The sequence below is a fragment of the Sphingopyxis sp. SE2 genome (assembly GCF_032227185.1).
GTDB lineage: Bacteria > Pseudomonadota > Alphaproteobacteria > Sphingomonadales > Sphingomonadaceae > Sphingopyxis.
The window spans coordinates 2,161,323-2,180,862 of the sequence record NZ_JAPMXW010000001.1 but is presented as its reverse complement, the minus strand read 5'-3'; the positions used below and the strand labels follow the sequence as shown (position 1 = coordinate 2,180,862).

Genomic DNA, 19,540 nt, shown 5'->3' with positions numbered 1-19,540 from the left:
GGTCCGCCCGCTCCCTGCCGGATAAAGAAAAGGCATCATCGATGAATTACCCGAAGAATTTTGACCCTGAAGGCTATTGTCCGGCGAACGAGCATCCCGATTGGAATCAGAGCTTCTATTTCAATTTTTACGACCCCGCGGCGCAAACCGGAGGATTTATTCGCGTCGGAATCCTCGAGAACCGGAAGGAGGCCAATCTCTGGTTCATCTTCTTTCGCGACGGGCGGCCGCTCTTCACGCGGCTCAACATGAATCTGCCCTACACGCGCGAGCGCCTTACGGGGGGGCTCACGATCGCGGACGTAACCCTTCGATCGATCGATCCGCTTCGCAAGGCCGAAGTCTTGTTCGACAACGACCAGTTCAAGGTCGCGCTCGAATGGGATGCGATCCTGCCGATGACCGACAGCATCGAACTGACGGGGGGCGGCGGCGACGATGGATTTGCGAAGGAAATGTCGCACTATCATCCCGAGGGAACCTGCCGCGTGACGGGCTCCATCACGCTCCGCGACGGCGAGCGGATCCCGATCGACGCGAAGGGCTTTCGCGATCTCTCGGTCGGACCCCGAAACTGGGACTATATGCGCCATTACCGCCTGGCGTGGCCCATCTTCGATAACGGCCTCTCGATCGTGGCCGTTCACGGCTTTTCGACGACCGGCAAGGACGCCTGGATGCGAATGGTCGGCAAGGACGGCCGGTGGCTGGCGGTCACTGACGTTCGCGAGCGGATCGAGTTCGAAGACGATGATATCACGATGCGCACAGGCGAGTGGCAGGTTACCGATGCAGACGGGGACACGCATGAATTCACCAGCCGGCGCATTTTTCGCTGGACCTTCCCCTTCGATACCTTCGTGGTAACCGAGCATATGATGGAATATCGTCTTGCGGACGGCACACTCGGCTACGGCCTCGGCGAGTGCGGCTTCCGCCTTCCGTGGGCCGGAAACAACGAGAATATATGATGTTGCTGCCTGTCGATAAAAGTTGCCCCCCGCCGCAGTGGATCGAGGCCGTGCGCGCGAAATTTCCGACCGAGCGCGAATGGGACCGCATCCTGACGGGTAAGCAGGAACGCCGGAGCGGGCCGGGCTATGCGCCGCTCGCCGTCGGCGACATTCTCGAGGCGCTTCAATCCTTCTTGCGGCACGAAATCGAAGGCGAATTTTCGCTTAGTGATGCGGGATGGCTGGCCGGCGGCGCCTCGAAGCTCCAGATCGCTTTCACCCTCGGATGGGACAAGCCAGGCGAGGGCAGGACCAGCGAACGGCTGGTCCTGCGCATGGAGCCTCCCGAATCGGCGGTCGAGACGAGCCGGCGCCGTGAGTTTGAGCTTCTCCGCGCCATGCAGGGCGTCCTGCCCGTTCCCGCCGCCTATTGGGCGGACCCGGACGCGCGCCACATGCAGTATCCCGCGCTTATCTGCGGTTTCGTGAACGGGGTGACCAAGCCGAGCGGCATCACAAGCTCGGTGACAGGCATCGGGATCAATTTCGGGCCGCATTTCCGTGCAGGTTTGGGCAGGGCGGTTGTTCGAGACATGGCGCGAATGCACCGGTGGGACTGGACCAAAGGCGATTTGCCATCATTCGACCGGCCCAGCCCGGGAACCGAGGCCGTCGAGTGGAATCTCAACCATTGGGCAAGGGTCTGGGAAGAGGATTGCAACGAGGATGTCCCGTTCGTCACGGAACTCGCCCACTGGCTGAAAAGAAATATGCCCGCGATTGACCGCATCTCGCTCACGCATAACGACTTTCGTTCGGGCAATTTTCTCTTCGACGAGAAGAGCGGAGAAATTACGGCTTGGCTCGACTGGGAGCTCGCCCATCTCGGCGACCGGCATCAGGAGCTCGGCTTTTTCGCCGTCGAAAATATGGGCCACCTGAGCGAAGACGGCCGCACCCATCTCGCCCACGGCCTCATGCCGATCGAGGAAATGCTCGAGACCTATGAACGTGAGAGCGGTTTGCCGGTCGACCGTCGAAAGGTCGACTATTACAGAGTCTTCTTCTGCTACCGCGCGGCCGTGATCATTCTCGGCACCTGCATTCGCGCCGCTGCCGGAGGCAAGACGCACCAGGATCTCACGGTCGCCTGGCTTTCCGCTTTCGCCTATCGGAACCTCGACGAGGCCCGCGAAATCCTCGGGAGGATCGGATAATGGAACTCCGCCCTGAATTTCTCATGCCGATCATCGCCAAGACGCTGCGCGACGTAGTCCTTCCCGCCCTGGACGAGAACCAGCAGGTTGCGGCTGAGCAGCTCAAGTTGGCGATCGGCTTTCTTGACATCATGGGACTGCGCGAGCCGCTGCAGTCGAAGTTCGACGAAGACGAGCACCGCCGGCACGCCGCCCTCGCTGGTGAGTTGCGGGCGCTTATCTCCGAGGCGAAGGTGAGTCTGCCGGCGTCGGCGTTCGCCGAACCGGTTGGGGACGAGGCGTCGCTCGTGACGCGTACCCGTTCGTTGCGCCGCGAAATCGCGATATTGATCGAAGCGGGTCACACGTCCGGAATCGAATCGCTTTCGCAGGCCGTTCACGACCGGGTCCTGGCCTTTGCAAGCGTGCAACTCAAACGCGAACGCGCATGGGTCGAGCCAATGGGCTTCGAGGGCGGCGCGGCGAAGCTTACGCCTGTCGAAGAGCAATTGCAGAGCCGCTAAGCCCTTCTCCTTCGCCGGCTATCTGTCGCGCTCTGCGAATATCCCGTTTCCGAGGCCGATATTGGCCATGAGAAAAATGGTTATCGACGTACCTCGGCGCGAACCTTAGGGGCTGGCGCACCTGCAGACGAATGACGAGATTGCCTCAGTCTGGTTCTATCTCTCGAATATATTTGAAATATATGGGTTTGGCCCGCAATTTCGGATTCTCCCAGGATCGCCTTGACCAGCGGCGATCGGCCGTTGCCGGTCGGCCAGCCTTGTAAGAGGGCATGGCTGCCGGCACTGACGAGGGGCGAGCGGACCGGACGGGTCGGAAACGCCGGTCGGCGCGCCATGGGTCGCAATGCCAACGATTGACGCTGCGCATGCCTTTGCGCTCGACGTCTCACGAGTGAGGGATAGGGAAGGCCTCGCGGATCTCTTGCAGGAAGCATGCGCGCGAATGGGCTGCTCCTGGTTCGCGCTCAGCCATCATATCGACTTCCTGGCAGCTCCGGACCGGGGCGTCCGCGTCCACAATTACCCGGAAGAATGGGCGCTTTGGTTTGACGAACAACGGCTCGGCGTCACCGACCCCGTCCACCGCGAAAGCCAGCGCAGCATGTCGGGTTTTCTTTGGCACAATATGAAGACTGAGCGACCCGAGGACGACATGATACTCGCCGAGGCGCGCCGGCACGGCATCGGCGACGGGCTCACGGTGCCCGCCCATCTTCCGGGCCATGCGCATGGCTCCGTTTCGTTCGCATGGAAACCGGGCGCCGTTGCGAGCGCCGACGCGCTGCAATTCGCGCGGATGATTGGCGGACCCGCCTTCGATGCGGCGCGCCTGATCGCCTATCCCGATCTAGCGCATATTGGCCCTCGTCTAACCCGCCGGCAGCGCGAGGCGTTGATCTGGTCGGCAAAGGGCGAGTCGGTCCGGAGGATCGGTCTGAGGCTCGGCCTTAGTCCGGACACGGTGCGCGAGCATCTTCGCAACGCGCGGCAGCGCTACGAGGCGAACGGCGGCATCACGCTGACGGTTCGGGCGCTCTACGACGGAGACATCAGCTTCGAGGACATCGCCAAGCGTTGAGAATAATCGGCGACACCCCCCTATCATGCTATGGTGTGGGGGCGAAAAGCCCTTCAATTGGAACGCCTCTTTTCAAACGGAGGCAAATCCATGCTGCTGATAGTCGATTCCACCAACCGGGCGCTTGAGCATAAGGCGATGCGCACGATGTTCGAGACGCGCAAACGCGTCTTCATCGATCTTCTGAAATGGGATATTCCCGCACTTGCTGATCGCTTCGAGCTCGACCATTTCGACGATACCGAAGCGACCTATCTCATCGTGACCGATACGGAAGGCGAGCATCTCGCTTCGGCGCGGCTGCTCCTCACCACCCGGCCTGCGCTTCTCGACAGCCTGTTTCCGGGGCTTGTTGCCGGTGAGGTTCCGCAGGGCGCGGACGTCCTCGAAATCACCCGATTCTGCCTGTCGCCCGGCATCGGCGCACAGCAGCGGCGGATCGCGCGCGATGCGCTGGTCGTCGGGCTCGCCGAGTTCGCGCTCGCTAACGACATTCGCACCTATACCGGCGTCGCTGAGCTTCCCTGGTTCCGCCAGATTCAGACCTTCGGCTGGGAATGTCGCTTGCTCGGCGAACCCGCCCTTCACCGCGGGCAGGCGCTCGTTGCGCTTCGTATCGACATCGACACCTCGACCGTCGCGAAGCTCGCCGACGCCGGAATCGTCGGCAACGCAGCGGCGGCCTCGACCGCCTGCGCAGCGTGAGGAGGGGGTGATGATGATCAATCCCGCCGCGCTCGACGCCTCCGCTCCCCGTTCCGCGTCCGGCCACGAGTTGATGGATCAGGGCTATACCATCCTCCGGGGCGCGGTTTCGCCGTCGCTGATCGGGCATGTCGCCGACGACCTCGGGCCACGATATGCCGCAACGCCCTTTTGCGAGGGCGGTTTCTACGGCGGGCGCACGAAGCGCTTCGGGCGTTTGCTGATCCGATCGCCGCACATGGCCGATCTTGTCATGAACTCGGCGATCCTCGATCTCGCCCAACTGGCGCTCGGCAACTGGTGCGAGCGAATCCAGCTCAATCTTGCCCAGGCGATCGAGTTGCACCCAGGCGCGCTAGCGCAGTTCCCGCACAGGGATCAGGATATGTGGGCGGGGGCGCTTGGCGAGGTCGAGTATCTCGTCAACGTCATGTGGCCGCTTACCGCGTTCACCGAGGAAAATGGGGCGACGCTGATCTGGCCGAGGAGCCACGGGGTCGAAGCCCTGGTCGAAGATCCGAAGGAGGAGGCGGTCGTCGCGACCGCCGAGCCCGGCGATGCGATCGTCTTCTTGGGGTCGACGCTGCACGGCGCCGGCGAGAACAGGAGCGGCAGCGTTCGCCGCGGGATTATCGTCAGCTACTGTCTCGGCTGGCTCAAGCCCTATGAAAACCAGTGGCTGGCCTATCCGCCCGAAATCGCGAGGGACTTCTCGCCGGATCTCGCGGCGCTCGCGGGCTATGCTCAGCACCGTCCCAATCTCGGCAATTTCGAGGGGCAATGTCCATCGGTGCTCTTTGGCGGCTATCCCGAGGAACCGTTGGCGGCGATCGACGCGCTGCGGCCCGATCAAGCCGTGCTGCTCGCGGACCATGTCGCTGGCCAGCGCAGGAGCGGTAAGGGGGCGCTGGCAGCATGAGCCCGGGCGCCACGATGGAGCGGGTCTATATCGACCTCAAGGTGCGCATCATGACCGGCGCCTATCCGCCAGGCACTCGGCTTGACCCTCGGCAATTGGCGCGCGCGATGGACGCGAGCGCGACCCCGGTGCGCGATGCGCTCCACCGTCTGTCCGGAGAACGTATCGTCGATAGCTGGCACCAGGAAGGGTTTCGACAGCCCTTGCTGACGGAGGCAGACCTTGTCGATCTTTACGAATGGGGCGGCATGCTCCTCGCACTCGCGCTGAAGGGCAGGCAGCCTTCGCCTAACCTCCGGGCCGGACTTAGCGAACTGCAAAAGATCGAGCCTTATCCCGAAGCGGTCGATTCGCTGTTTGGGGTCATCGCGGTCGGGGCTTCAAATCGCGAACTTCGCTACGCCATCGTGAACTTCGTCGAGCGAAGTAGGGCTTTTCGCTCCGCGGAGCTTCGTATCGACCCTGCATCGCGCGTCACGCTGGCCGCGATGGAGGAGGATTACAGGTTCGGTCGCTGGACAGCTTTGCGCAGCAAAATCACGACCTTCCATCGCCGGCGCACTCGGCAAGCCGGGCGCATCGCGGCGGCGGTGAGGCCCCGCAGCGACCCGCTACGATAACATTCGGGCTATAGCAAAACTATAAAATTCCTATTCCAAATCAGAGGCGTAGCTTTGACCTTGCCGCAATTCCGCGGCATCAACCAAGGAGGGTCCCATGGACCGCAATGACATCGTCGAAGACGGCATCGAAGAACTGGGCGTCGCGAGCGCCGAAACGCTCGGCCAGATCCCCCGTCGGCCGGAAGCCGATGGCGTCCAGTTCGGACTGGGCGGCGGCATTTCCGCCGAATGACGGACCGGAGGGCGCGCCGCGCCAGCGCCGCGCCCTCTTTGGCCGATGGACTATCATCTCCTGCCTCATGTCAGCTTCGGGTTTGTGGACGATCGCGCCGTTGCGCTCGATCTGCGCACCGATCGCTATTTCATGATCGCGGCCGCGGAGACCTCGGCGCTTCGCTCGGCCGGTATCGAGGGCACGGGACTGGTCGACGGAGTGGGTATTGGCGCCTTGGTGAGGCGCCGTCTCATCGGGACAGGCACCGGGCCTGCGATCGCACCAGTCGTTGCCGAACCGCTCTCCCGATCGGCGCTTGAAGTGGAAGCCAACGGCCGTCGGATCGGTTGGCCTGAAATTGCCTTTGTTCGTGCGCAAGCGAGCCTTTGCTTGCGCTTTCTCGGGCTGCAGAAGACGCTCGCGCGATGGCAGCGCCTGCGCCTGCGCTATCAGAACCGGAAGCCTCCGAACGATGTCGAGCAGGCCGCGTTGCAATACGCGCAGGGCTTCGCCGACGGTCGGCTCCTCCTGCCGGCCAAGACCTTGTGCGTACCCGACAGCCTTACCCTGGCCTGCATTCTTTGGCGCCGCGGAATCGATGCTGATGTCTATTTCGGGGTCCGGCTCGCGCCCTTCCTCGCGCATGCCTGGGTGCAGCGCGGCGACATGCTTCTGTCTGACACGCTCAACACGGTTGGCGAATATACGCCGGTGTTCCGTCTGTGACGCTCGCGATCGCCTTCTTTCAGTTCGATGGTCCGACGCCGACTCTTCCCGGCGGCATCGTCGAACTTGCGCGGATCGGGCCAGCGCGGATCATCGGCAAGGAAACCACGATCCTGTCGAACTCGGGCCGGGCGATACTCGTCGGTCATGCATTTCACCGCGAGACATATGCACCATGCCCCGTTCTTGACGCCGACGCGGCCGATAAGATCGTCGAAAGCGAGGGCGCCTGGGCGATCCGGAACTTGTGGGGCAACTATATCCTGGCTTGGGTAGACGCCGAAGAGCAGGTATTCATCCTTCGCGCGCCGCTGACGGGACCGGCCATTTTCTGCGCAAGCAAGGTGGGCTCTGGCGCTCCCGTTACTGCGCACTGCGCCTTTACAGACCTTGGCTTGGCCCGCGCTCTCGGTTTTGCGCTCGACCGCCCCGACGCGGGAGCGATCGACGCCTATCTGCGTTACCCGCTGCTTCGCGCACCGCGCGCCGGCATCGAAGGCGTGGCCGAAATCCTGCCCGGCGAAATAGCGAGGCTTGATCGTCCGGGTCGCCGGCCTGCGAGCTGGCTTCCCTGGGACTATGCGACCGAGCCCCCGGTCCGCGCCGATCCCGCCGAACTCGCCGGCATCGTCCGGAACTGCGTTCGCGCCTGGAGCGGCCGCTTTGCGCGCATCCAGCTCGAGCTCTCCGGCGGGATCGACAGCAGCATCGTCGCTGTCTGCCTTGCCGATCGCACCGACCCCTGGCGGGCGCTCACGATGGTCACCGCTGAACCCGATGGCGACGAGCGGCCTTATGCCCGAGCCGTTACCGATGGGATAGGGGCGCCGCTAGCCGAGCTGATGCTATCGCCAGAGCCGGCGGATCCGATCCCCGCGGCCGCGGCGCTGCGCGTGCGGCCGGGCGGCTTCGGGCTGATCGCCCCGACCGACCTCGCACTTCTTGCCTCGGCGCGTGAGTTCGGCGCCGACGCCATATTCTCCGGGACGGCAGGCGATGGAGCGTTCGGCTACCAGACCTCGATCGCGCCGGCGCTCGATGCCTTTCACTATCGGGGCCTGCGGGCGGCCTATGGCGCCGCGCGCGACCAGGCGCGCATCATGGATGACAATATCTGGAGTGCGCTTCGCCACGGATTACGCGGCTATATTCGCGGAATCCGGCTTTGGCCGGTCGACGAGCATCTGCTGTCGCGGCGCCACGCTTCGCCAAGGCCCGGCCATCCCTGGTTCGACGATGCCAAATGTTTTCCGCCGGGCATCCGGCGCTATGGCCTCGGGATATTGCCGATCCAGCCATTCCTCGACGGATATGGCCGATCGCAGCATCTGCCGAAGATCGCCCCGCTGCTCGCGCAGCCGCTCATCGAATACGGCCTTGGCGTGCCGAGCTGGCAGTGGGGCGAGGGGGGCGTCAATAGGGCCCTCGCGCGCGAGGCGTTTCGCGCCGAGCTGCCCGAGATTGTCCTGAACAGACGAAGCAAGGGCCGGATCCTGTCGATGTTCCTGCCCGCCTTCGAGCAGAACCGGAGCCGATTGGCCGGTCATTTGCTGAATGGCTGGCTGGCGGGCGCAGGGCTGCTCGATGTCGATGCGATCGGAGCAAAACTGTCTGGACGCGAGCGGGCCGACACGACGGATATGCTGCGCATTCTACAATTTGCGGACATCGAGGGATGGGCCAGATCGGTTGCCGGCGATGGAGGGTTCGCGAGGTGATCATCACGCTGCCAGGATGAAGGCGATCGGCCAAAGACCGTGCCGGGCGCGCGCCGGGGAACGGCGCCCGGCACGAACCTAGCGCACGGGAGCTTGCAAGGACTGCCCCGCGCGAAGACGGTGCCAGCGGACATATTGTGCCCGCTTGGCGGGATCGGGATCCACGTCACCCTTCATCCAGTATCGATACCAATCGAGGTTGCGTTCATAGACGGCGCGCTTGTGGACCGGCTGATATTTGATGTGAATCTCGTCGGCGAAGGCGAACAGTTCGGCGGGTTTGCCCGCGAGCCTCAGCTTCGTGTTGAGCTCAACAAGATTGCGAACCTCGGACTCGGGTGCCTGCATCAGGAGCGGCGTGTCGATCACCTTGGCATCTGCGGCCGGCGACAGGATGTGCCAGCGTTCGGGGTCGGTGTCGGGATCGCCGGCCTGCCAGAATTGCCGGAACGTCTCCTCGAAACCGCGGCCAGGGAGGGCGTTCGACCAATAATAATGTGCCCCGACTTGCCCCGACGAGATCGTCGCGGCCGCGAAGCGCTTGCTCTTGCGGATGGCCCAGAGAGCCACGCTCGATCCGAAGCTGAGCCCGCCGATCCCGACCTTCGCGCGATCGATATGCTGGCGGGCCGCAAGGTCTTCGATAGCCTCGTCGATCGCTTTCAGGGCCAGCTCATATCCAGCTTCCATCGGCGCGCCTTCGGCCGGTTGCCTGGCATTGATGCACAGCACCGCAATCCCATTCTCGACGAGCGGGAGCATCGGAATCTCGTCGCCGACCCCGCCTTTGAGGAATCCGGCGCAGCGATAATATTGGATCACGAGCGGCAAGGGACCTTTGGCCTTGGCCGGTCGAAGCAAAACCCCGTCATGCCCATTCGTCCAGCGCATTGGGATCGCAACTGCCTCAATGCGTGCCCTGAGGTCTGCGTTGGGATCTGCGATGGTCTGGCGCCGTCCGTCGGAGAAGGCGATACGGACGAGACGCGGCGGTGCAATGGGGGCGGCTTCCGCACAGATAAGCGCAGCGCGCGCGATGGCACAGCGTGGTTGCCAGATCGGCGTGCGTTCGGCGCCATCGGTCGTCGTGAGGAAGCGCGCGGCACGATCGCCGATGCGCCACAGCCATATCTTTTCGCGCGCGCCGGCTTCGCTCTCGAACAGGATGAGCATGTCGTGGCCCGGGCGCACGGCGATCGCCGCGAGTTTCGGCGACCGGCAAACCGCTGCCCGGCATTGAATCTGACTGCCATCGGCGCGCGTAACCGTCAGGTGGCGCGCGCCGTCATTCGCATCGATCGATGCCGTCCCGCCGTCTTCGAGGATAATCGTCCGGTCTTGCCCGGCACGGGCTGGAACAGGCACTTCAGGAGCGGCCGCTGCCCCGACGCCACCAAGGTCGACGACGGTCTCCTTCTTTGGCGCATCCCAAAGGATGCGCGCCCGGTCGAACCAATTGCGGTTCCATCGCTGCGATATGCGGCGACCGTCTTCGATCTTGCCGCCGGCAACTGCCTGGCCGAGATCCACCCCGTCGTCGACGAGAACGCCTTCCTCATAGGCGTCCTTCTCCGCGGCCGCGACCTCGGCGCGCGTAGCCCCCGTCGAGTAACGCAGCGTCCTTCCGTCGGGTGATAGGCCGAAGTCTATGATGTCGGCGGGATCGACGATCTCGCGTTGGAGGCCGGTGTCCGCGCGCCAGTGCCAGATCGCGACTGCGCCCTCGGCGAGCGCAAGGAAGCGAAAGCCACGGGAATCTGGGTCCCAGACCGGCGTCTGCTCGGCTACCGATCCCGCGCCGTCATGCCGGACGGCGCCGGCGCTCCCCGCATGAACCGGCGTCCCGCCTCCGACCTCGGCCACATACCAGTCGAGGCGCGTATCATTGGCGCTGACCGAAGGGCGCGACACGCGGAAGACCACGCGCTCGCCATCGGGCGACAGGCTCGGGCCCATGATGTCGGCGACTTCAGTGAGGTCGCGGGCAGTGATGGGTGCGCGGGTTTGATCTGGCGCCCCCGCCGCAGGCACTGCCGACACGAGCAGCGATGCGAGCATCACCATCCGATGATCGCCTGGAGCGCGAAGCTGCGCCCGATCGCGCTGGCCTGCTCGGGGTCGTAGCCGATGGTGACGCCCGTCGAGCGGAACTGCGCATAGGGAGGATCCTTGTCGAACAGATTGTTCACGCTGAAGGCGAGGCGGAACGAGCGCCCGTCCTTCGCCGCGGACCGGTCTCCGATACGGACGCCAAGCTGCAGGTCGACCGTCGTCCAGCTCTTGACGCGTTCGGCGGGCGTCACCCCGAGATTGCGATAGCTCGCGACGTGATTGACCGCGACCCCGCCGTCGAAATCGCCGAGTACCAGTCCTGCGCGACCGCGCAGGCGAAGCTTGACCGGCGCGCCGAGCGTGCCCGCGACATTGTTGCGTGGTGCTGTATCGGTGATCCGGTTGTCGATCGTAAACAGCCGCGTGCCGCCGATCGACAGGTTGATGCTGCCGTCTGCGAGGGGCTCCGTATAGGCCAGATCGAAATCAACCCCCTGTACCGTCGAGCGCGAAAGGTTCCGCGTTCGCGCGTCCACGATCGCCATCACCTCGCCTTGGCCGATCCCGATCGGGTTGGAGAAGCTCGGGTCGGCGAAGTAGGACGCGACGACCGCCGGATCCGGAGTGTCGTCGATCAGTCCGCCATAGATATCGCGGCGGACGAGGAATTGTTGGAGGAAGCTGGTCGCCGTGGCGATGCGGTCGCGATAGCGGATATCGAACCAGGTGAGGTTGAGCTTCACGCCGGGCAGGAAGCGAGGTTCGAAATCGAGACCGGCCGTCCAGCTCGTCGCCTTCTCGGGCCCGAGGTCGGGGCGATATCCGAGGAGCAGGAGAACCGCCGTCTGACCGGTCGGCGAGGATGGATCGTTCAGCCGGAACGTCTGATAGAGCGCGTTCGCGGTCCCGACGAGCTCGTCGAAGAAGGGGGCTCGGAACGATCGTCCGTAGGAGGCGCGAAGCGCAAGACCCGGTAGCGGCTCCCAGCGTGCGCCGAACTTCGGATTGGCGGTGTCGCCGACGTCCGAATAATCCTCATATCGGCCTGCCGCCGAGATGTTGAGCGAGCCCGGGAAGCTGTCGCCCGCATCGAAGACCGGGATTGCAAGTTCGCCATAGACAGCTTTCACGATCCTTTTGTCGGGCAGACCGTCGATTCCGAAGCTGAGCGGCCCGTCGGTGACGAGGTCGAAGCTTTGCAGATAGTCGAGGCTGTCGCGGCGATATTCCGCGCCGATCGCCAGTTTTACATCCCCAGCAGGCAAGGCGAAGAGCGTGCCGTCGGCGCGCAGGGCCGCGTTCCAGTTCTTGTAACGCGTGCGGACCGTGATGCTGCCCCGCAGGCTGTCGATCAGCGCCGGGTCGTTGACCGCGCCGTCACCGAAGAGGTTGATCGCCTGTGCCGGATCGCTTGCGGCGACCGCGCGGGCGAGACGGAGCAGGTGGACGATATTGACCCCGTCATAGCCCTCGCGTTGCTGCCCGTAGCCTCCCGACAGCTCGACATTCCAGCTGCCGATATCGGCGCGCGCGCCGAAGCTGGTGTTGAGCGCCTTGACGGTGCCGCGGACACCCTCGGGACCGAAGTCTGCGGTCGGATCATAATAGACCATGATCTCTTCGCCGGTGCCGATCGGGTCGACATAATAAGGATTGTCGGGCGTCACGAACTGCTGCGACACGCCGATCACTCGTCGCCGTGCTTCGAAGTCGCGCTTGCCATATAGGCCGCGCGCGAACAGGCTGATATGGTCGCCGAGTTGCTGCTCGCCGCTCGCGTAGAAGCTGATGCTCTCCTGCTTCGGAAGGATGTCGACGTTGCGCCGTGCATCGCCGCGCCGGAAATCGCTGCTCGGGATGAGTTGCGCAGGCGTGAGCGCGGTGCCATCCTGGCCACGCGGAATCAGGAAGCGTTGGCCGTTGGCCGCGACGATGGTGGCGGGGTTGCTGAAGTTGGACCGGAGGTCGGGCCCGCCGAAGGGCCGCAGATCCTCGGTCGCGAAGGCCCGCTCTTCCGATCCGAGATGGCCGCGCCGATAATATTCGCCGGCGACAACGAGGTGACCGGTCGCCCAGCCGGTGCCGACGATCTGACCGAGCTGATACTCGCCATAGTCGCCATCGGCGGTGCCGACCCGGAGCCGGGTCTCGGCCCCGTCGAAGCGGCCACGAAGGCGGACATTGACGACGCCGGCGACAGCGTCCGACCCATAGATTGCCGAGGCGCCGTCGGTGAGGATTTCGAGACGATCGACCGCGAGCGAGGGCAGCATCGAGATGTCGGCGAACGCACCCGAAGCGCCGCCGAGCGCGGGGCGCGCGCCGTCGATCAGGGTCAGTGTCGATCCGGTCCCTAGGCCGCGAAGGTTGATGCCGGTGCCATAGCCGATATTGCTCGCCGCGTTGCCACGCGCCGAGGTCCCGACATTCGCTTCGGCTGGACCGCCCGAGAAATTCTGCGGAATCGTCTGGATGAAGTCGGCAAGCGTCGTCCTGCCGCTGCGATCGAGCGCGTCGCGGTCGACGGCGATGAGCGGCGATCCGGCAGGCCCGCTCCCCCGGATGCGCGAGCCGGTAACGATAATTGCTTCGTTCGAAGAAGCCTCAGTCGAGCTGGGCTCCTCCGCATCTCCGTTTCCCGCCCGCAAAACCAGGGTGCCGTCGACGAGTTCGACGCTGAGGCCGGTTCCCGCGAGCATGCGGGTAAGTGCCACGTCGCTCGACATCAGCCCGCGTACCGCTTTCGAACGACGACCCTGTACCAACTCAGCCGCGTAGATAATCTGCCGGCCCGAAACATCGCTATATTTGCGCAGCGCGTCGCCGAGCGGCTGTGCCGCGATGTCGAAGCTTCGCTGCTCGGTCTGCGCGTGCGCGGGTGCCGAAATCAGCGCGCCCGTCGCGCAGCCCGCCGCCAACACTGCGGCCAATAGTGTCTTTTGCATTCTTCCCTCCCAGCGGCCTGCATGGCCGTCTGAGGGGGCAAGACGTGGAGGGGGAAATTTCCCCTAGTTTTTTATTTTCGCTTTCAGCAGATAGCTGTCGCCGCGATCCTCCACATCGAGATCGAGGGCGGCCGCGAGCTTGCGGGCGAGCGATCCTGCATCGGCGACGTCGAACCGTCCACTCACCAGCCGGTTGCCGCTAGCGACATCGGCAATCTCGATCTTCGCCGCGTTGACGCGATTTGCGCGATCGATGACAGCGCCTAGCGGAAGATTGTCGGCGACGAGAAGGCTGGGCGGTTCCGGACTTCCAGCGGGTGGCGCCATGGCGACCGGTGCGGAGCTTGCCGCCGGCTCGATGAGCTTCGGTCCATCGGTTGCGATTGTGGCGCGCTGGCCGGGACGGAGAAGGAGGGGCGCGCGAGGCATCGCGGTGGAACGAATCTCCACCGATCCTTCGACGAGGTGGATGACCGGCTCGCGGCCCCGGAGGTCGACCTCGAATATCGTTCCGAGCGCGGTCGTTTCGCTTCCGGCTGCTTCGACCCGGAAGGGGCGGGTGGCATCATGCGCGACGGTGAATCGGGCGCGTCCCCCGGTCAGAATGACGCGTCGCTCGCCGGGGCTGAATTTGGGATCAATTTTCGCGCCATCCATCAGGGCGACGCGGGTCCCATCTTCGAGCACCATCTCGCCGGTCGAAGTCTCGGCGACGATCGGCTCGCTGCTGCGATTGCCGAGGAATATCCATGCGAAGCCGAGCGAGAGGGCGAGGACCAGCGCGGCGGCAAGCGCCCATCCGGCGGATGAGCGCGCGCGCGTGGCGGATGCTGCGCGGTGCGCGGCGAGATGCTCGGGCGCGACGCCGCCCACTAGCAGCCAATTGTCTTCGGCTCGGGCGTAGGCGGCGGCATTTTCGGCCTCGGCGCGCCAGGCCTCGAAATCTGCCGTGTCGGCATCAGCGTCGGGCGCGCGCATACGCGCGAACCAATACGCGGCCTCGGTATCGGGGTCGCTCACTTATGGTCGGCCCGTGCCTTGCGGATCGCGATCATCGCCTGTGCGATATGCCACTCGACGCCCTTCACTGTGATTCCTTTCGCATCAGCGATCTCCTCATAGCTCAGGCCATCGAAGCGATGCATTATGAAGATGGAACCAGTTTGGGGCTTTAATCGGGCAATGGCCCGCTCGACGCGGCGCAGCGCCTCGCGGGCTTCGAGCGCGGCGTGGGGGTCGGGGCCTGCGATGTCGTCATCCTCGAAGCTGTGATGGTGCGCCTGCAGCCGCACATCGTCGGTGCGCGCGCGATCGGTGAGAAGATTGCGAGCGGTTCGCACGAGATAGGCGCCTGGCTGTGCGATCAGGGCGCGGGTGAAACTGTCCTTGGCCGCGAGCCGGCGAAAACACTCCTGGACGAGATCGCCGACATCCTGACGAGGTGCGCGACGGCGGAGATAGCGGGTGAGCTCGCCTCGATGCTCGGCATAGAGCGCCTCCATTCCGCTGGCGCCGCCGAAGCCCGTCCAGTCGGCCGGCGGCAAAGCCTCGCTGCTGCCGAGACCCGGCCCGCGCTTCTTCTCGTCGTCGAAATCCATCCCCGATCGCCTTCCGGTCGGGCGGAGGCAGCGTGCCAAAGCCGGGCGGTAAGAACATATTCGGAAATATGTGCCGCCGCCTTTGGCCCGAGGGCTTGGACATACGCAACGGCCACCCGGCAAGGATGGGAATTTCACAAGGCTTTCCGAACGAGCTTCTTACAACTCGGCATCGCGCGCCTGCTTGCCCGATGCCACTCCAGCATAGCCGGACGTAACGTCAGGGCAAGCCTGCGGCGAGGAGATTGAACCAAATCGATTCAATTTAGCGATGGTCGCACGCGCAGAGATGAGGAAAGGTGGGAGTGAATGGCGCGATGTGCGCCTCAGGACAACGAACGGCACATTAATGTTGGACTTGTTTACTCCGCGGTTGGGGAAAGAAAGACTCCATGAGAGCTATCGCCTCATCTCGGCCAATCCTGACTACACAAACGTCCAGCCCATAATTCAAGGTTGGGCGACCGGCCTGCTGGAGCGACGGGGAGAGAGCCAGAAGTTCATCAAGGAATTTCAGACGACGTTTAATTCCTCGATGTGGGAACTCTATCTGAACCGGGCACTGATCGATTTGGGATGCCGTGTCGATTTTTCGAAGTCTGCGCCGGACTTCTTTGTCCGAGGTCCCGGAAACTACGAGTTCAACATAGAGGCTGTCGTTTCAGACCGGCCTCAGGCCTTGAAGCAGCGCGAGGCTCCTGGCGAGCAAGATTTCAAAACCCGTGGCGCGCTGAAACTTGCTGGGAAGATCAGGGACAAGCTGGACCTTTACCGAGGAGCCAAGGGAAAGAAGCACCCATATTCTTCGATGAGCCATGTGCGTGGCCGCCCATTTGTCATTGCAATCGCGCCCTTCGATAGTGACCTTTCCCTCACCCAGAACAATGAACTCATCAACATGGTTCTATTTGGCTTGGCGCCGCCGGCGCTAGAGGGGCCCGCGCAAGGAATGCAGGACAAGATTACCTCTCTCGCGAAGCCTTCGGGTGCGCGGGTCGAAATGGGCATCTTCACGAACGATACCTCCAAAGAGATCAGCGCCGTCTTCTTCTCCACTGTCGGAACTTTTGGAAAGGCAGTCGTCGAGAGCGAAATTGAAAGGCTCGTACGGAGCACTCGTTATAGGTCGATCGATAAATATCGAATTCCGCCCGGTTCGGAACTTTGGCGGGCAGGGACGCACCGGTTTCAGCGCGGCGCGCTGGACTACCTCCTCACGTATCGGCAGGAGGACGAGTGTAAGATTGCGGGTGCAGATTTCCTAATCCAGCACTCCTCGTTGCATCGCGAAACCCATTTGGATGGGCTTCAGGTCTACTTCAATCCGTATGCAGAAATACCATTTGATTCCAAATTCCCATGGCCCGCTGAAGTCGCTCTTAACTACTACGACATCGAAAGCGGTGAGCACATTCAAGCACATCCTGACGGCGCGCTCGTTTCACGGCAGGTTTATGAACTAACCCCGGAAAACATCCGGCTTCTGCTCGGCAGCTACGGCTTTCGATGATTGCAGCCTTCCTCGCGAGCGTTCGGGACCGATCCTATATCCGCATCCTTGACTCTGCGCGCTCTCGCGAACTTGATTGCAAGCCACTCCACGGACCGCGACCATTCGGAACGGGCCGGCTGATGAACGCCCGCAACCCGGGACGCAACGGTGCCGCGGTCCTTTTTCCCCGGTCGCTCGCGCGACCTCCTCGCGGCCGCTTCGCTCCAAAAAGGGGCCGCAGCACCGTCCTTCGCTGACGCTTCGGCCCTGCGGGTGCGCAGCGGTCTGCGGCCGTTCCTTTGGCGCCGGCGCCCCGGAATGGTCTCGGGCCCTGCAGGAGCATCATCATGGCGGCAATCGGTCTTGTCAGCGGAACAATGGAGAAGGGCTACGTCGGCCAGCTCACAACCATCACGATCCGCGTTCCCATCGAAATCCGTCGCAATCCCTCCAAGAACGGCGACGTGCAACCCGACTATCGCGTCTGGTCCGACGGGGTAGAATGTGGTGCCGGCTGGCTTCGTCGGAGCGAAGCGTCGGGCAAGCTCTATGTCTCGCTCACCCTAGAGGCGCCGGAGTTCGGGCCGCGGCGCATCTACGCGAACCTCGGCCGCGCAGCGGGTCAAGATAATCCGGATGTCTACGCGCTGCTATGGAATCCCGCCGACTGACCAAGATTGCGGGGTTCATCCGCGCCCGGTTCAATCTTCGGGTGCAAGGGACTCCGCACCTTGATAGGGTGACACGCAATGCGCAGCAGCCTCGATCATCTTCCACCCCACAAGCAGCGTGAGCTCGAGCGGATCGTCCAGATCATCTTCGAAGAGTTCGAGGATACGCTCGGGCTGGCCACGCAGGACTGGAAGCGCAAGGGGCGGATTTCCAAGATCATTCTCTACGGTAGCTACGCCCGCGGCGGCTGGGTCGACGAGCCACACACAGCGAAGGGTTACCAGTCGGACTATGATCTCTTGATCGTCGTCAACGACGATCGGCTGACCGATCGCGTGGAATATTGGTCGAAGCTCGACGACCGGCTGATCCGTGAGCTGTCGGTGACGAAGACGTTGCGTACGCCGGTGAATTTCATCGTGCACAGCCTTGGCGAGGTAAATGCGGGGCTGTCGCAAGGGCGCTATTTCTTCATGGACGTCGCCCGCGACGGGATCGCGATCTACCAGGCGGTTGATGATGAGTTGCCCGAGCCGCAGCCGAAAACGCCGCATGCCGCGCTTGAGATGGCCCAGGAATATTTCGATGAGTGGTTCCCAAGCGCAGGCGAGTTCGCTGATGACTTTCGCTCAAATCTCGAGAGAGGGCGAGTAAAAAAGGCCGCGTTCGAGCTCCATCAGGCAGCCGAACGATATTACCATTGCGCGCTTTTGGTCTGCAGCTTCTACACTCCGCATGTCCATAATTTGGCATTCCTGCGAACGCAGGCCGAGCGGCTTGAAGAGCGACTTGCCGAGGTTTGGCCGCGAGAGACCAAAGCGGACCGGTCGCGTTTCGAAAAGCTCAAGGAAGCATACATCAAGGCGCGCTACTCCAAGCATTACCGGATATCCGAAGAGGAGCTTGTTTGGCTCGGGTCTCGAGTGGAAATGCTTGCAGAACTAGTCGAGGTCGTTTGTGCCGAGCGAATTCGCGCGCTAGAAGAAACCGCGCGGGCCGCCAGCTAATTCCATCCCAAAGCTTCAAGTGCGGTCGAAAAGCGAAGTTGAAGCGCCTCGCCGTAGGATCGATCAACTGCCGTGGCGTGCGCAATCAAGCCGCCTACGTGTCGGACCATGCCCCAAATCGATGCAAAATGACGCGAAGCAGCGTGCTCCGCCAAACCGAATATCTCGATTCCTCGAACATGGGACTCTAGCCTGTTGCGGTATTCCCGCGACAGCCGCACCTCGTCGCCATCTACAAGAAGCCCAAGCACGAGCTTGCGCGCGCCTGGCGGCGCAATAACGATCTTCTTGCGATGCAGAATATGGCCGAAGGAATGGAACCCGCGATTCACGTCGTGGACGAGGTTGCGCACTTCACGCCGAGTAATTTGGGAACCGGTCGAAAAGACGACATCGTCGGAATATCGGGTGTATACAAGACCGCGCTCTCGAGCCAGCTTAGCCAGAAGGTCATCCATGGGCGCACTGACCAAGTTTGATAGCATCGGGCTGGTCGGAGCGCCCTGAGGCAGATGACCCAAGCGGTCGTCGCTATAAGCCTCGATTTCTGCCGGGCCGTGGACACGGTGCGACCGCCACCTTCGTGGAATTTGCGCATATGGTGAATGCACTCGAGTGCATATTCTAGCCAGCTCGAAGGCAACAAGCGGTTGATAGCCGCACGAGCGAAAAACCCAATAGACGCGGTCTTCGGAGATGCTCTCAAAAAAGTCGTGAATGTCAAATTTGAACAGCCAGTGCGCGCCAACGTGGCGATTGGCGCATTTCAATGGCGATGCTCCAGGCGCATAAGCCATGCAGCTTGAATGAACAGGGCGGTTTGCGAGGATGTTTCGTGAGATCCAGCGCTGCACGCCCAAGAGCTGCGGCTCGGGAGCAGCTATCAAACGTCCGCCGCCCGCTTTCTTACGAATGGTGAACGGGTTATAGCCATCCTCCGAGCGTGAAATGATCTTCCTCAAGTACCTGTAGTCGGCACCTGTGACATGAGCGAGATGTCGCAGTGTCAAGATCGCCGGAACGCCTCGTTGTTCCGCTTGCTCAGCTTGGCTAAGGGCTCGTTCTACAGTCTGCTGAGATAGACCCCTCTCGAGTGCCGACGCGCGATACTGGTG

The 19,540-nt window shown here is 62.9% G+C and carries 18 protein-coding genes; 13 read left to right on the top strand and 5 right to left on the bottom strand.

The window, feature by feature from the left end:
* Positions 1-41: 41 nt before the first annotated feature.
* The 10 genes from OVY29_RS10430 (at position 42) to OVY29_RS10385 (ending at position 8,659) form a co-directional block, all read left to right on the top strand.
* The gene (locus OVY29_RS10430) at positions 42-971 is read left to right on the top strand and encodes a hypothetical protein (RefSeq protein WP_313911283.1); all 930 of its coding nucleotides are present in this window, start codon (positions 42-44) and stop codon (positions 969-971) included.
* On the top strand, positions 968-2,170 hold the full coding sequence (locus tag OVY29_RS10425; RefSeq protein WP_313911282.1) for a phosphotransferase family protein: 1,203 nt from the start codon (positions 968-970) through the stop codon (positions 2,168-2,170). Before OVY29_RS10430 ends, OVY29_RS10425 begins: the two co-directional genes overlap by 4 nt.
* Positions 2,170-2,673 carry a hypothetical protein gene (locus OVY29_RS10420; protein WP_313911281.1) on the top strand — a complete coding sequence of 168 codons (504 nt, stop codon included), beginning with the start codon at positions 2,170-2,172 and terminating at the stop codon, positions 2,671-2,673. The genes OVY29_RS10425 and OVY29_RS10420 overlap by 1 nt, the downstream gene beginning before the upstream one ends.
* A gap of 346 nt (positions 2,674-3,019) precedes the next feature.
* Complete coding sequence (locus tag OVY29_RS10415) at positions 3,020-3,754, top strand: LuxR family transcriptional regulator (protein ID WP_313911280.1); 735 nt, start codon at positions 3,020-3,022, stop codon at positions 3,752-3,754.
* Between the two features lie 90 nt (positions 3,755-3,844).
* Positions 3,845-4,459 carry an acyl-homoserine-lactone synthase gene (locus OVY29_RS10410; protein ID WP_313911279.1) on the top strand — a complete coding sequence of 205 codons (615 nt, stop codon included), beginning with the start codon at positions 3,845-3,847 and terminating at the stop codon, positions 4,457-4,459.
* Between the two features lie 13 nt (positions 4,460-4,472).
* The gene (locus OVY29_RS10405) at positions 4,473-5,378 is read left to right on the top strand and encodes a phytanoyl-CoA dioxygenase family protein (protein ID WP_313912057.1); all 906 of its coding nucleotides are present in this window, start codon (positions 4,473-4,475) and stop codon (positions 5,376-5,378) included.
* Positions 5,375-5,998 carry a GntR family transcriptional regulator gene (locus OVY29_RS10400; RefSeq protein WP_313911278.1) on the top strand — a complete coding sequence of 208 codons (624 nt, stop codon included), beginning with the start codon at positions 5,375-5,377 and terminating at the stop codon, positions 5,996-5,998. The genes OVY29_RS10405 and OVY29_RS10400 overlap by 4 nt, the downstream gene beginning before the upstream one ends.
* Positions 5,999-6,095: 97 nt before the next feature.
* Positions 6,096-6,233, top strand: a complete 138-nt coding sequence (locus OVY29_RS10395) for a hypothetical protein (protein WP_313911277.1) — start codon at positions 6,096-6,098, stop codon at positions 6,231-6,233.
* Between the two features lie 45 nt (positions 6,234-6,278).
* Entirely contained in the window at positions 6,279-6,941 is a 663-nt protein-coding gene (locus OVY29_RS10390) for a lasso peptide biosynthesis B2 protein (protein ID WP_313911276.1), read from the top strand.
* Positions 6,938-8,659, top strand: coding sequence for an asparagine synthase C-terminal domain-containing protein (locus tag OVY29_RS10385; protein WP_313911275.1), 1,722 nt, complete (start codon positions 6,938-6,940; stop codon positions 8,657-8,659). The genes OVY29_RS10390 and OVY29_RS10385 overlap by 4 nt, the downstream gene beginning before the upstream one ends.
* A gap of 78 nt (positions 8,660-8,737) precedes the next feature.
* Here the strand turns inward: OVY29_RS10385 and OVY29_RS10380 are convergent, their stop codons facing one another.
* The 4 genes from OVY29_RS10380 to OVY29_RS10365 all read right to left on the bottom strand — a co-directional run bounded on the left by OVY29_RS10380 (position 8,738) and on the right by OVY29_RS10365 (position 15,254).
* Positions 8,738-10,723 (bottom strand): Atxe2 family lasso peptide isopeptidase, encoded by a 1,986-nt coding sequence (locus OVY29_RS10380; RefSeq protein WP_313911274.1) that lies wholly within the window; start codon positions 10,721-10,723, stop codon positions 8,738-8,740.
* Complete coding sequence (locus OVY29_RS10375) at positions 10,717-13,656, bottom strand: TonB-dependent receptor (RefSeq protein ID WP_313911273.1); 2,940 nt, start codon at positions 13,654-13,656, stop codon at positions 10,717-10,719. Before OVY29_RS10375 ends, OVY29_RS10380 begins: the two co-directional genes overlap by 7 nt.
* 63 nt (positions 13,657-13,719) lie before the next feature.
* Positions 13,720-14,676, bottom strand: a complete 957-nt coding sequence (locus OVY29_RS10370; protein ID WP_313911272.1) for a FecR family protein — start codon at positions 14,674-14,676, stop codon at positions 13,720-13,722.
* Positions 14,673-15,254: an RNA polymerase sigma factor gene (locus tag OVY29_RS10365; protein ID WP_313911271.1), complete on the bottom strand. Its 582-nt coding sequence runs from the start codon at positions 15,252-15,254 to the stop codon at positions 14,673-14,675. Before OVY29_RS10365 ends, OVY29_RS10370 begins: the two co-directional genes overlap by 4 nt.
* A 271-nt stretch (positions 15,255-15,525) precedes the next feature.
* Between OVY29_RS10365 and OVY29_RS10360 the strand changes: the two genes are divergently transcribed.
* The 3 genes from OVY29_RS10360 (at position 15,526) to OVY29_RS10350 (ending at position 18,425) form a co-directional block, all read left to right on the top strand.
* Entirely contained in the window at positions 15,526-16,764 is a 1,239-nt protein-coding gene (locus OVY29_RS10360) for a hypothetical protein (protein WP_313911270.1), read from the top strand.
* Positions 16,765-17,093: 329 nt separating this feature from the next.
* Positions 17,094-17,417 carry a DUF736 domain-containing protein gene (locus OVY29_RS10355; RefSeq protein WP_313911269.1) on the top strand — a complete coding sequence of 108 codons (324 nt, stop codon included), beginning with the start codon at positions 17,094-17,096 and terminating at the stop codon, positions 17,415-17,417.
* A 78-nt stretch (positions 17,418-17,495) separates the two neighbouring features.
* A complete protein-coding gene (locus OVY29_RS10350) occupies positions 17,496-18,425 on the top strand; it encodes a HEPN domain-containing protein (RefSeq protein WP_313911268.1) in 930 nt (309 codons plus the stop codon).
* On the opposite strand, the gene OVY29_RS10345 is transcribed toward OVY29_RS10350, so the two are convergent.
* Complete coding sequence (locus OVY29_RS10345; protein WP_313911267.1) at positions 18,422-19,387, bottom strand: reverse transcriptase family protein; 966 nt, start codon at positions 19,385-19,387, stop codon at positions 18,422-18,424. The genes OVY29_RS10350 and OVY29_RS10345 overlap by 4 nt on opposite strands.
* Positions 19,388-19,540: the final 153 nt, after the last annotated feature.

Coding starts and splice junctions, on each gene's coding strand:
- OVY29_RS10405 (WP_313912057.1), top strand. CDS start 4,473: ATGATCAATCCCGCCGCGCTCGACGCCTCCGCTCCCCGTTCCGCGTCC.
- OVY29_RS10410 (WP_313911279.1), top strand. CDS start 3,845: ATGCTGCTGATAGTCGATTCCACCAACCGGGCGCTTGAGCATAAGGCG.
- OVY29_RS10390 (WP_313911276.1), top strand. CDS start 6,279: ATGGACTATCATCTCCTGCCTCATGTCAGCTTCGGGTTTGTGGACGAT.
- OVY29_RS10430 (WP_313911283.1), top strand. CDS start 42: ATGAATTACCCGAAGAATTTTGACCCTGAAGGCTATTGTCCGGCGAAC.
- OVY29_RS10355 (WP_313911269.1), top strand. CDS start 17,094: ATGGCGGCAATCGGTCTTGTCAGCGGAACAATGGAGAAGGGCTACGTC.
- OVY29_RS10375 (WP_313911273.1), bottom strand. CDS start 13,656: ATGCAAAAGACACTATTGGCCGCAGTGTTGGCGGCGGGCTGCGCGACG.
- OVY29_RS10395 (WP_313911277.1), top strand. CDS start 6,096: ATGGACCGCAATGACATCGTCGAAGACGGCATCGAAGAACTGGGCGTC.
- OVY29_RS10420 (WP_313911281.1), top strand. CDS start 2,170: ATGGAACTCCGCCCTGAATTTCTCATGCCGATCATCGCCAAGACGCTG.
- OVY29_RS10365 (WP_313911271.1), bottom strand. CDS start 15,254: ATGGATTTCGACGACGAGAAGAAGCGCGGGCCGGGTCTCGGCAGCAGC.
- OVY29_RS10400 (WP_313911278.1), top strand. CDS start 5,375: ATGAGCCCGGGCGCCACGATGGAGCGGGTCTATATCGACCTCAAGGTG.
- OVY29_RS10425 (WP_313911282.1), top strand. CDS start 968: ATGATGTTGCTGCCTGTCGATAAAAGTTGCCCCCCGCCGCAGTGGATC.
- OVY29_RS10350 (WP_313911268.1), top strand. CDS start 17,496: ATGCGCAGCAGCCTCGATCATCTTCCACCCCACAAGCAGCGTGAGCTC.
- OVY29_RS10415 (WP_313911280.1), top strand. CDS start 3,020: ATGCCAACGATTGACGCTGCGCATGCCTTTGCGCTCGACGTCTCACGA.
- OVY29_RS10360 (WP_313911270.1), top strand. CDS start 15,526: ATGGTCGCACGCGCAGAGATGAGGAAAGGTGGGAGTGAATGGCGCGAT.
- OVY29_RS10380 (WP_313911274.1), bottom strand. CDS start 10,723: ATGGTGATGCTCGCATCGCTGCTCGTGTCGGCAGTGCCTGCGGCGGGG.